Source organism: Mesorhizobium sp. M0106 (assembly GCF_040322715.1).
Lineage (GTDB): Bacteria > Pseudomonadota > Alphaproteobacteria > Rhizobiales > Rhizobiaceae > Mesorhizobium.
Genome location: NZ_JAMYUA010000032.1, coordinates 57,544 through 68,584 on the forward strand (window position 1 = coordinate 57,544; position 11,041 = coordinate 68,584).

An 11,041-nucleotide genomic window follows, 5' to 3' on the forward strand; every position below is an offset into this window, starting at 1 on the left:
CCGCCCGAACCTTACCAATCTGCTGATGTGCCATCGAGCGAGCCTGTGGCAGGGTGTGCGATTACGAAGATCATCGCGCTCACCAATAAATCGCCGAAAATCGACGTTTAATAAAAGCAACGGCTCGGTCATGAGTTCCACGCTTGCGGACGGTGCGAGATGTCAGCCGAACAAAACATTCGCCACGAACAGCAGTCGAAAGGCAGTATCGAGCAGGCAGCGGCGCCGAAGCATATTCTTGTCGTCGACGACGACCCCGAAATTCGCGATATGCTCACCATTTACCTGGAGAGCGAAAACTTCAGGGTTAGCGCGGTCGCCGACAGCCGGGCCATGTCGCGCGTCCTCAATGAAAAGCCCGTAGACCTGATGATCCTCGACATGAGGCTTGCCGACGAGGACGGGTTCGACGTCATGCGGCAACTCGGCAGTCCGCCGGAAGCGCCCATCATCATCATCACCGGCCACAGGCGCGACGAGGTGGATCGCGTCGTCGGCCTGGAACTCGGCGCCGACGACTACATCACCAAGCCCTTCAGCCTCAGGGAGCTGCTGGCGCGTGTTCGCGCCGTGCTGCGGCGATCGGGGTCGGCGCAGCCGCAGCCGCGCGGCAAGAAGCACATACGCTATCGTTTTGCCGGCTGGGAGCTCGACATGCGGATGCGGCGCCTGAGGTCGCCGGCGGGCGAGGCGACGCCGCTGACCGCCGGCGAGTTCAATCTGCTGGCAGCCTTCCTGAAATCGCCGCAGCAGATCCTGAGCCGCGAGCAGCTTCTCGCTGCCAGCCGCGTGCACGACGAAGAGGTGTTCGACCGCAGCATCGACGTGCAGATATTGCGGCTGCGCCGCAAGCTCGAGGTCAATCCGAGCGAGCCGAAGCTCATTGTTACGGAGCGTGGCGCCGGCTACATATTCGCGACTGCGGTCGAGGTACTTTGAGCCGCTGCCGCGCCCAGCCTACCCCGCGCTTCTGAGCCAGACCAGCATCTCGCCGGGGTTGCGGTTGTCCCAGGCGAAATACGGCACGGCGGTGATTTTCGCGTCCTCGACCGCCGGCGGTTCGGTGCGGTAGAGCCCCTCTTCCCATTTTTCGAAAGCCTCCTTTTTGGCAATCGCCGAAAGTGTCACGACGCCGCCCAGAAGGTTCGGCTGCTGATGCGCCTTGATGTCTGCCGTTCGCGGCAAGGCGATGCGGTGCAACTGGCTGGAATTGTCGGTCTCCTCGACGCAATAGATCAGCGGTCCGCGCGCCAGCGCGACGCGGCCGATATCCTGTCGCACCTGCGGGTTGGCGTAGAGGCGGTCGACGGCCATTTCGAGGTCGAGCTCGACGCGGTCGCCCTTGCGCCATTCGCGGCGGATCGCGGCATAGCCGTCGCTGCTGATGGCAGCCAGATCGACATCGGCGCCGTTGACCTTGAGCGCTGCCTTGCGGCACCAGGCCGGCAAGCGCAGGTGCAAAGTGAACTCGGTCGGAGCTTCCGGTTCGACAGAGATCGAGACCGCGCCGTCCCATGGATAGTTACTGCTCTGGGTGAGCTCTATTTGCCGGCCCGCGATATCGAAACGAGCCGTGCCGTTTCCATAGAGATGGACGGCGAGTGCGTCGTCCGACAGGCCGTAGAAATAGCTGCCGATCGAGGCGACCATGCGCCCGACATTGGGCGGGCAGCACGGGCAGCGGTGCCATTTCCAGCGGTGGTGGGCGCCGCGGCTTTCGAGCGGATTTTCGTAGAAGAACAGCGAGCCGTCGAGCGACAGGCCGGAGATCGAGCCGTTGTAGAGCGCCCGCTCCATGATGTCGGCGTAGCGCGCATTGGGACCCATGCCGAGCATGCGGCTTGCCCAGAACACCAGGCCGACCGAAGCACAGGTCTCGGCATAGGCGGTGTCGTTGGGCAGGTCGTAGTCGGCGGTGAAACCCTCATTGTGCGACGACGGCCCGAGGCCGCCGGTGACGTAGAGGTTCTTGGTCATGAGGTCGTCCCACAGCCGGTCGAGCGCCACCCGCAGCGTGTCGTCGCCATATTCGGTGGCGATGTCGGCCATGCCCGAATAGAGATACATCGCCCGCACCGCATGGCCGACGACCTTGTCCTGCTCGCGCACCGGTTTGTGCGACTGGTTGTATTCGTAAGTCTTGAAATGATAGGCCTTGGGGTCGGCGGCGCGGGCGCGCGCCTCCTCGTCGAAATAATGCGGCTCAAGGCCGCGCTGGTCGATGAAGTATCTGGCTAGCTCCATGTATTTGCGCTCGCCCGTCACCCGCGCCAGCTTGACCAGCGCCAGCTCGATCTCCTCATGGCCGCAATAGCCCTTCTTCTTGCCGGGCTCGGGACCGAACGTCTCGGCGATATGATCGACGTAGCGGCACATGATGTCGAGCAGCTTGCGTTTCCCCGTGGCCTGGTAGTAGGCGACGGCGCCTTCGATCAGGTGGCCGGCGCAATAGAGCTCGTGGCAATCGCGCAGATTGGTCCAGCGCAGGCCGGGCTGGATGCGCTGGTACCAGCTCGACAGATAGCCGTCGGGCTGCTGCAGCTTTCCATACATGTCGATGACGGCATCGATCTTCTTCTCGAGCTCGTCGTTGCGGCGGCGATAGAGCGAATAGGCGGCGGTCTCGATGGTCTTGCCCCAATCGGAGTCCCAGAACATCTGCGTCGTCACCGTCGATCCGGTGAACTCGTTGCCGGCGGTGGCCGCCTCGTCCGGTGAAGGTGAGTGGAACGGGATGACGACGCCGGGCGACGGCCGGTCCGGGTCGATCTGCTCGAGCATGCGCGCCTCGACGCAGCGGTCATAGAGGATGCCGGCGGTCTTCGAGGCGACGGCATCGACGCGGTCGCCCCAGAAGCCGCGCACATCGACCTGCGGCACCGGCAGCGGGCGGAAGGCGAGTTTCGGCTTGGCGCCCTGACTGGCGGAATGCGATGCGGTCATCAATTTACTCCGGTTCGGTTCGGTTGGTCACTTCACGGCCCCTGCCATCAGGCCGCGGATGTAGAAGCGCTGCAGCAGCAGGAAGAGCACCAGGCACGGCACCATCATGACGGTGACGCCGGCCTGCACGGCGCCCCAGTCGATGGCGCCGAAGCGGCCGGACTGCAGCGCGGTCATCATGATCGGCAGCGTGAATTTCGACTGGTCTGTCATCAGCACCAGCGCCGCCAGAAACTCGTTCCAGGCGCCAAGGAAGGCGAACAGCGCGATGGTGACGATGCCCGGCCAGACCAGCGGCAGCATCACCCTCAACAGCATGGTGACGTTGTTGGCGCCGTCCATGCGGGCGGCCTCCTCGATCTCGCGCGGCACCGCGTCGAAGGCGTTGCGCATCATGAAGATCGAGAACGGCAGCTGCAGCGTGACGTAGACGCAGACCAGCCCGGTCAGCGTGTTGTGCAGGCCGATTTTTGTCAGCACCAGGAAGATCGGCGTCAGGATCGACTGGAACGGGATCATGATCGTCGACAGGATGACGACGAAGAGCAGGTTCTTCAGCGAAAGCGGAAGCGCGAGAAGCCGTAGCCGGCCAGCACGCTGACGATCACCGACAGCACCACGGTCATGACCGAGACGTAGATGCTGTTTTGCGCCGGCAGCCAGAGGCCGTCGCCAAAGGTGTTGAGCGTGGCGTAGTTCTCCAGCGAGATGCCGCTGCTCGGCCACGGCGGCAGCGGCGGCTGGCGCGCCTCCTGCGCCGGCTTGAAGGCCGAAAGCACCGTCCAGGCGATCGGCGCCAGGAACAGTATGGATGCGATGATGCCGGTCGAGTGCTCGGCGATCTGCATGCCGATGCGGCGTTTGCGGGTGCGAGCCTGCGCCATCAGTCGACCCCTTCCGGATTGCGCAGCAACCGCAGCTGGATCAAGCTGAGCGCCACCAGGATGACCAGCAGGACCATCGACAGTGCCGCGCCATAGCCGAGCTTGAACGACACGAAGGACTGGTTGAAGATCCAGTAGACGGCGGTCAGCGTCTGATTGCGCGGGCCGCCGCGCAGGATGATGTAGAACTGGTCGAAGGCGAGGATCGAGCCGGCAACCGACAGGATCAGCGCCAGCGCCAGCGTGCGGCGCATCAAGGGCAAGGTAATCGCCCGGAACCGCGCGAATGGCCCTGCCCCGTCGATCATCGCCGCCTCCTGCAGATCCGGCGGGATCGATTGCAGGCCGGTCATCAGGATGATCATGGTGAAGCCCGCCACCTTCCACACCACCATGGCGATGATCGACCAGAAGGCCGGCTGGAAGGTCGCCAGCAGGTTGAATTTCTTCTCGGTCAGGCCAAGCTCGAAGGCGGCCGGGCTGAACAGGCCGGAATCGACATTGAGCAGCCACGACCACAAAAGGCTCGCCGAGGCGAAGCCGATGACCGCCGGCATGAAGAAGGACGTGCGGTAGAAGCCGGTCAGCTGCCGCGGCCTTTCGATGAACAGCGCCAGCGGAAAGGCGACGGCGAAGATCGCGATCGTGACCACCACCGTGTAGTAGCCGGTGAACTTCAGCGCGTTCCAGAAACGGGTGTCGCGCAGGATCGCCCAGTAATTGTCGAGGCCGATAAAGCTATGCGCGCCCATCAGCGGCCAGTTGTGCAGCGACATCCAGGCGGTCATGCAAAGCGGCACGATGAAGAAGACGACGACCAGGGCAACGGCGGGCGCGACATAGAGCAAGCCGATCCACTGCCGGCGGCCGGCGCCGACGAGTTTGTATGCGCGCGCTGGCGCGGCGGTGGTTGCTGTGATGGTGGTCATGCCGTGGTCTTCCGTTAGCGCTACGTCCCCCTCCCCCTTGAGGGGAGGGTCCGGTCGAAGGCCGGGGGTGGGGTCCTCCGCGAAGCGCGCCGACATCAAAAGAGCGTCGAGCACTGCCGCGATGACCCCACCCGGACCTTTGGTCCGACCTCCCCTCGAGGGGGAGGTTAAGGGGCTGCGGGGGTGGGGTCCTCTGCGACGTGCGCCGACAGAAACGTCGAGCACTGCCGCGATGACCCCACCCGGACCTGCGGTCCGACCTCCCCTCGAGGGGGAGGTGGAGCCGGCGCCTTACTTCTGCGGCGCCGAATCGATGATCGACTGCATCGTTTCCTGCGCGTTGGCGATGGCGCCGTCGACGTCTTCGCCGAAGAAGACCTCGTTCATCATCTGGTTCCACGGACCGTTGGCCGAGTTGATCAGGTCGTTGAACACCACCGAATAGGGCGTGCGGCCCTTGGCCATGGCTTCAGCGGCAACCTTGTAGCGCGGGTCGAGGTCTTTCAGCGCCTCATTGGCGATGTCGCCGCGCACCGGCAGGCTGCCGTATTTCGCCAGGATGGTCTGGCCTTCGAGCGAATAGGCGAAATCGAGGAACTCCTTCACCACCGCGACCTTGGTGGTGCCCTTGGTGACGACGAAATTATCGCCGCCGGCAAACGACGACCAGCCACCATCCTTGCCGGGCAGGAAGGTGATGCCGTAGTCGATGTCGGGATATTGCGTGTTCAACGCGCCGATGGCGAAGGCGCCGGACGGCGAGATGCCGATATTGCCGGTGGCGAAGGCGGCAAAGAAGTTGGAGCCGGTGTCGGTCTGCGCGCCTGAAGGCACCAGGTCCTTTTTGACCATCGAACGGTAGAGGTCGATGGCGCCGCGCATCTGCGGCGTATCCAGCGTCGCCTTGGAGCCGTCCTCCGTCAGGATGTCACCGCCCGAGGCCCAGATCAGCGGCGTGAACGTGAAGATGTTGCAGCCGCCGCAATTGCCGGAGAAGTAGAAGCCCTTGATGTCGCCGCCGAGCGCATTGACCTTTTCGGCGTCGGCTTCGATCTCGGCCCAGTTGGTCGGGCCCTTTTCCGGGTCGAGGCCGGCCTGCTTGAACAGCTTCTTGTTCCAGATCAGCACCGAGGAGTCCGCCGAGAACGGCAGCCCGTAGATGCGGCCCTTATAGGTGCCGGTCTTGACATGCGCCGGCGACAGGCTGGCGAAATAGGGCAGCGATTTCGCCCAGTCGGTGATGTCTTCGAGCTGGCCGGCGGCGGCGAAGGACGGCGTGTAGATCAGGTCGAGCGAGAGCGCATCGGGCGCTGTGCCGCCGGCAGCGGCAGCGCCGTATTTCGGGATGATTTCGGCATTGGGGATGATGTCGAGCTTGATCTGGTTCTGATGCCCCTTGTTGAAGGCATCGGCGATGCGCGGCATGAAGTTCGAGCCGTCGGCGCGCACCCAGATGTTGGCGGTGTCGGCGGCGGCCGAGCCGACGGTTGCCAGCGTGCCAAAAATGCTCGCGGCTATGGCGAGCCCGGTAATGGTGGTTCTCATGCTTCTCCTCCACATGGTTTAATTTAGCGTCTTAATTTAGCCGCGCCCCCAAGCGGGTGACTATCGACACGGCCCGTTTCGTTCAGCCGTCCGGCGGACGGCCGCATGACTGACGCACCACCAGCCGGCACGGCAGTTTTCTGATGCCCGGCAGAGCGGGTTCGCCGCCGACGAGCGAAAGCAAGGCAAGGCCGGCCTCGCGGCCAAGTGCTGAAAGGTTCATGTCGACCGAGGTCAGCGGCGGGCGGGTCGCCTCGGCGACGATCTGCCAGTTGTCGAAACCAATGACGCCGACTTCGTCCGGCACGCCGATACCGCGCTCGCGCAAGGCGTCGATGACGCCGCGCGCGATCTGGTCGTTGCCGCAAAACACCGCATCGGGCTTTTCGCGCGTACCGTCGAAACCCTCGCCGTCGAACAGCTTCTTGACCGCCTCGTGGCCCCAGGCCTCCGACCACGGGCCAAGCAAAGGCTCCATGACCGGCAGGCCGTTCTCGGCCAGCACCGCGCGATAGGCCTGCGCCCGCGCATGCACCACGGCAAAGCTCGCGGGGCCGCTGACATGGGCGATGCGCCGCCGCCCGAGCCGGCAGAAATGCTCGACCGCCAGCCGCGCCCCGCCGGCATCATCGGAGACGAAGGCGATGGAGCCGGGATCGGGCTCGGTGAAGGCATAGATCGCCGGAATGCCGAGATTGGCGAGGTCGACCGGCAGGTGGCGGTCGATGCGCTTGCCGGTGGCGATGATGCCGTCGACGCGCTTGTCGAGCATGGCATCGACATGCAGCTGGGCAAGGCGCGGGTCGTCCTCGACATTGCACAGGAACACCGAGACGCCGGCATCGACCAGCGCATCGGAAACGCCGGCCATCAGCGGCAGCGAAAAGCGGCCATAGGTGTCGTTGGTCAAAAGCCCGACGGTAAAGGAGCGCCGCCTGAGCAGGCTCTGCGCCAGGCTGTTCGGGCGAAAGCCAAGCCGCTGCGCCGTCTCGCGAATACGGGTCCGCGTCTCGGCCGTCATCCGCCCCTGCCCGTTCAGCGCCTTTGAGGCCGTGGCCACGCTGACGCCGGCGAGCGCCGCCACCTCACGCAGGGTGACGGGCTGCTTGGCAGAAACAGGCGTTGGCTGCGCGTCGGACGCCATGATTTGGATATCGATCCTCCCATTTGAGAAAAGCTTTTCTCTTACCGGCCTGCGAGGCGCTGAATGGTGAAGTCAGCGGATGCCGGCAGAGTTGGGAAAAGGTTTTCTCAAAAGGAAGATTAGGGGAAGGATGCAAGGATGGCAAGAGGGAATGGCCTGGTTACAGGCATGTTCGGCAGTCAACTACGACTCGCTGCCCTGGGTCCAGGATCTGCCATGGCGGCCCGAAGGAAAGAGGGCGAGCAGCTTTGGCGTGCATTGCCGTTCAGCGGGCACCGCGATGGAATAATCGCGGTGCCGCAGTCTACCCGCAGAGCTAGCAGTTCTCAGTCTGTGGATCGCACGCCTTGTTTTTCTGTTTCTGTGGCTTGGGCTTGACCGCCTGCTCGGGCTCGGCCTGCTGCTGCTCGGCCGCTGGCTGCTCCTTGGCCTTCCGCTTCTCAGGCTTGGCAGCCTGCTCCGGCTCAGCCTGCTGCTGCTCGGCAGCGGGCTGCTTCTTGGCCTTCCGCTTCTCAGGCTTGGCCGTCTGTTCGGGCTCGGCCTGCTGCTGCTCGGCGGCGGGCTGCTTCTTGATCTTCGGTTTCTTAGGCTTGGCCGTCTGTTCGGGCTCGGCCTGCTGCTGCTCGGCGGCGGGCTGCTTCTTGGTCTTCGGCTTCTCAGGCTTGGCCGTCTGTTCGGGCTCAGCCTGCTGCTGCTCGGCGGCCGGCTGCTCCTTGGCCTTCGGCTTCTCAGGCTTGGCGGTTTCTTCGGGCTTGGCCTGCTCGGTCGTTGCAGCGCCTTCGGTCGGCTTCGATTTCCGGCCAGCCTGAACCTGCTTCACCTCTTCGATGTCTTTGAGCTTAGCTAGTTTGGCCTTAGGGTCGGCTTTCACCTCGCCCTCAAAGACAGCGACCCTATCGTTTTCCAGTTTGCCGGACTTCTCGGGCGCGTCGGTCTTGCTGACCTTGACAGCAGTCACCTTCTGGTTCGTCTCCTTTTCGATCACATCGACATCAATGACTTTGTTGATCACCAAATTGTTCTGGATCGTCACGTCGCCGGCCGGTTCGGCCGCCTCGACAATGCGCACAAACTCCGGCTCATCACGAATAACGACCACAGAAATGTCCGCGGCAAGGAATTCGCGGGTGGGGACCACAACCCAGTAATAATCCGGCGTCGTGTCGAAGGTCACCTCGATTGAAATCAAATCCGGATCGCGGCGGGGCGGCAGCGGCGCCCAAATGATGTGCTCTCTGTCACGACGCCAACTCACCCATGCTGGCGCCCAGCGAGTGCCCGGAACCCAGTACCAGCCGATATCGTCGGCATAGCCCCACCGGCCGTAATGGTACGTCGCCCAGCCGAATGGCTCGTCGGATACCCAGAGCCAGCCATACTGCTCGGTATAGACCCAGTGTCCAAGCGTGTACGGACGCCAATCGTCAGGCACATCAACCGGCACGAAAACGGTCGCTCCGTGATACGAGACCCAATCACCATAGGAAGACAGGTTTTGGTAGAACGTGCTGATCGAAACGGTGGTGGCAGCCCTTGCCTCGGACACAAGCGACAATGGCGCAATTGGGTTGGGAATCTCGACGACCGTGAGCAGGCAGGCGGTTACGCCGCCGAGCATCAGTCGCACCGCATGTTGGGCAAGGACGCGTTTCATCGTAATCTTCCTCCGAAACAGATCGCCCTTCATCGTACAAACCCGCCGGCTGCCGGATTGTTCCACTTGCTGACGTTACCCGCATCCCCTCCCGCAGCGGCTTGGCATCGCACGATGATATTTGGGATCAGAGTTGCTTCATGAAGGCGGTGACCGTCACAAATGCGCGCCGAAGGCGCGGCGATAAGTCGTTGGTCAAAAGGCCGACGGTATCGGGCGAAAGCCAAGCCGCTGCGCCGTCCCGCGAGTCCGGGTCCGCGTCTCGGCCGTCATCCGCCCCTGCCCGTTCAGCGCTTTTGATGCCGTGGCAACGCTGACGCCGGCAATGGCCGCCACCTCACGGAGGGTGACGGGCTGCTTGGCGGGCGTAATTTGGATATCGGTCTTCCCATTTGGGACTGCGGGATGCTGAGTGGTGAGGTCAGCGGGTGCGGGTGGGCCACTAGAGCCCCCGATGATGCGATGTCCGGCAGATGAGGGGCTCATCACTCTTGATATCACGATGCAACAGCAGCTAGGACCGGCCCTATTTGTTACGAATGGTATCGATGTCGGATTGATCGCCCCGGCCTCGTCGTTCCAGAAAATGAAGGAGCAACGATATGTCTGAAAAGGAAGTCTTGTCTGTCATCCGGGGCCAGGAAGACGCAACTGCCAAGGGGGACGCCCGCGCCAACGTCGATGCCATGGACCCGGATGTCGTGGTTTTTGATCTGCCGCCGCCGCTTGCCTATCGAGGCGAACAGGCACGCGACATCGAAGGGATAAATGCTTGGTTTGCAACTTGGCGCAACGGCGTCACCGTTCACATGGCTGACCCGCAGCTCATAATCGACGGCGATCTTGCAGTGGCCTTCGGCCTGTCGCGCATGACTGGCATTAAGACCGATGGCACAAAGGTCGACTCCTGGAGCCGGCGAACCATCGTGCTAAGGCGCGTCGCCGGTTCTTGGAAAATCATCCACGAACATGCCAGCTTCCCTATGGCAATGGACGGAAGTGGGCGCGCTGTGACGGATCTCTTGCCGTAGTTCCGGAACGCCTAACCTCCTCAACAGGGATGTCGGCTTTCACGCGGCAAGGGTTCGTAGGTGAACGGTCGATTTGGCGGCCCGTTGCTGACAGTCAGCCTTTCGGCCGGAAGCGGCCAATCGCCAAGTATAGAATGACCCAACACCGGCCGCCCTTGGCGAGTGTGCTCCACCCATTGCCCTAGCGAATAGCGGCCTGACCGCCGCAGCCACGACCCGCGCAAGCCCTCCTGAACCCCAGCTGAACGCCGCCTTCAGCCTTAGTTCGAACGGCATCTCCTAAAAAGAAGCCGTTCAACCGCGGTCCCGTCCGCCAAAGGAGACGCTCTCATGATCCGCAATTCTTTCATCGCAACCGCGCTTGCCGCTCTTGTCGGTATCACTGCCGCCGCTCCGGCCATGGCCAATGACGTGCGCATCGAGCAATATGGCTGGTCGAACTCGGCCGGCGGCGCCCAGAACGGCTTCAAAAACCGTATCCGGGTGTATCAGAACGGCCGCTTCAACAAGGTGATCGGCCAGCAGCGCGGCCGCCACAACCTTTCGGCTATCGGCCAGGACGGGGCTGGCAACTACGGCGCCACCTACCAGAACGGCAACCGCAACGTGGCCGGCGTCGGCCAGTTCGGCTCCAACCACACCACCATTCTGACCCAGGACGGTAACGGCAACATTGCTGCCGGCGTGCAGGTGGGCCACGGCTGCGATGCCAATGTCAGCCAGGGCGGCAGCGGCAATGTCGCAGCTTTCGTCCAGGCCTGCCCATAAACACGGCAACGGCCAGGGGGGCCGCGGCGCAGAAAGCGCGCGCCGGGCGCGCGCCCGCAAAAACCCAAAAAACACACCCGCCGCACAAAAGAGAGCCCCCCGCGGGGGGGGCCGACACCGAAACAAGAGACCGCCCCGCGCGG

The 11,041-nt window shown here is 63.3% G+C and carries 8 protein-coding genes and 2 pseudogenes; 3 read left to right on the forward strand and 7 right to left on the reverse strand.

The genetic code is table 11. From position 1 onward, the window contains the following. Positions 1-159 precede the first annotated feature (159 nt). Positions 160-939, forward strand: coding sequence for a response regulator (locus NKJ55_RS25570; protein WP_352452307.1), 780 nt, complete (start codon positions 160-162; stop codon positions 937-939). 18 nt (positions 940-957) lie between these two features. On the opposite strand, the gene NKJ55_RS25575 is transcribed toward NKJ55_RS25570, so the two are convergent. From NKJ55_RS25575 to NKJ55_RS25605, 7 genes and pseudogenes are all read right to left on the reverse strand, one after another. Next, positions 958-2,943 (reverse strand): glycoside hydrolase family 127 protein, encoded by a 1,986-nt coding sequence (locus NKJ55_RS25575; protein ID WP_352452308.1) that lies wholly within the window; start codon positions 2,941-2,943, stop codon positions 958-960. A gap of 27 nt (positions 2,944-2,970) precedes the next feature. Further along, positions 2,971-3,827 (reverse strand): annotated as a pseudogene (locus NKJ55_RS25580) (carbohydrate ABC transporter permease). Beyond that, entirely contained in the window at positions 3,827-4,756 is a 930-nt protein-coding gene (locus NKJ55_RS25585; protein ID WP_352452309.1) for a carbohydrate ABC transporter permease, read from the reverse strand. Before NKJ55_RS25585 ends, NKJ55_RS25580 begins: the two are co-directional and overlap by 1 nt. Positions 4,757-5,047: 291 nt before the next feature. Next, on the reverse strand, positions 5,048-6,301 hold the full coding sequence (locus tag NKJ55_RS25590; RefSeq protein ID WP_352452310.1) for an ABC transporter substrate-binding protein: 1,254 nt from the start codon (positions 6,299-6,301) through the stop codon (positions 5,048-5,050). An 82-nt stretch (positions 6,302-6,383) separates the two neighbouring features. Beyond that, on the reverse strand, positions 6,384-7,445 hold the full coding sequence (locus tag NKJ55_RS25595; RefSeq protein WP_352452311.1) for a LacI family DNA-binding transcriptional regulator: 1,062 nt from the start codon (positions 7,443-7,445) through the stop codon (positions 6,384-6,386). 316 nt (positions 7,446-7,761) lie between these two features. Beyond that, entirely contained in the window at positions 7,762-9,099 is a 1,338-nt protein-coding gene (locus tag NKJ55_RS25600; protein WP_352452312.1) for a DUF6600 domain-containing protein, read from the reverse strand. Positions 9,100-9,312: 213 nt separating this feature from the next. Next, positions 9,313-9,477 (reverse strand): annotated as a pseudogene (locus NKJ55_RS25605) (LacI family DNA-binding transcriptional regulator); the annotation flags it as partial. A gap of 224 nt (positions 9,478-9,701) precedes the next feature. Here NKJ55_RS25605 and NKJ55_RS25610 point away from each other — a divergent pair. Beyond that, positions 9,702-10,130: a YybH family protein gene (locus tag NKJ55_RS25610; RefSeq protein ID WP_352452313.1), complete on the forward strand. Its 429-nt coding sequence runs from the start codon at positions 9,702-9,704 to the stop codon at positions 10,128-10,130. A gap of 330 nt (positions 10,131-10,460) precedes the next feature. Next, entirely contained in the window at positions 10,461-10,898 is a 438-nt protein-coding gene (locus NKJ55_RS25615) for a curlin (RefSeq protein ID WP_352452314.1), read from the forward strand. The last annotated feature ends 143 nt before the right edge of the window (positions 10,899-11,041 follow it).

Coding starts and splice junctions, on each gene's coding strand:
- NKJ55_RS25570 (WP_352452307.1), top strand. CDS start 160: ATGTCAGCCGAACAAAACATTCGCCACGAACAGCAGTCGAAAGGCAGT.
- NKJ55_RS25575 (WP_352452308.1), bottom strand. CDS start 2,943: ATGACCGCATCGCATTCCGCCAGTCAGGGCGCCAAGCCGAAACTCGCC.
- NKJ55_RS25585 (WP_352452309.1), bottom strand. CDS start 4,756: ATGACCACCATCACAGCAACCACCGCCGCGCCAGCGCGCGCATACAAA.
- NKJ55_RS25590 (WP_352452310.1), bottom strand. CDS start 6,301: ATGAGAACCACCATTACCGGGCTCGCCATAGCCGCGAGCATTTTTGGC.
- NKJ55_RS25595 (WP_352452311.1), bottom strand. CDS start 7,445: ATGGCGTCCGACGCGCAGCCAACGCCTGTTTCTGCCAAGCAGCCCGTC.
- NKJ55_RS25600 (WP_352452312.1), bottom strand. CDS start 9,099: ATGAAACGCGTCCTTGCCCAACATGCGGTGCGACTGATGCTCGGCGGC.
- NKJ55_RS25610 (WP_352452313.1), top strand. CDS start 9,702: ATGTCTGAAAAGGAAGTCTTGTCTGTCATCCGGGGCCAGGAAGACGCA.
- NKJ55_RS25615 (WP_352452314.1), top strand. CDS start 10,461: ATGATCCGCAATTCTTTCATCGCAACCGCGCTTGCCGCTCTTGTCGGT.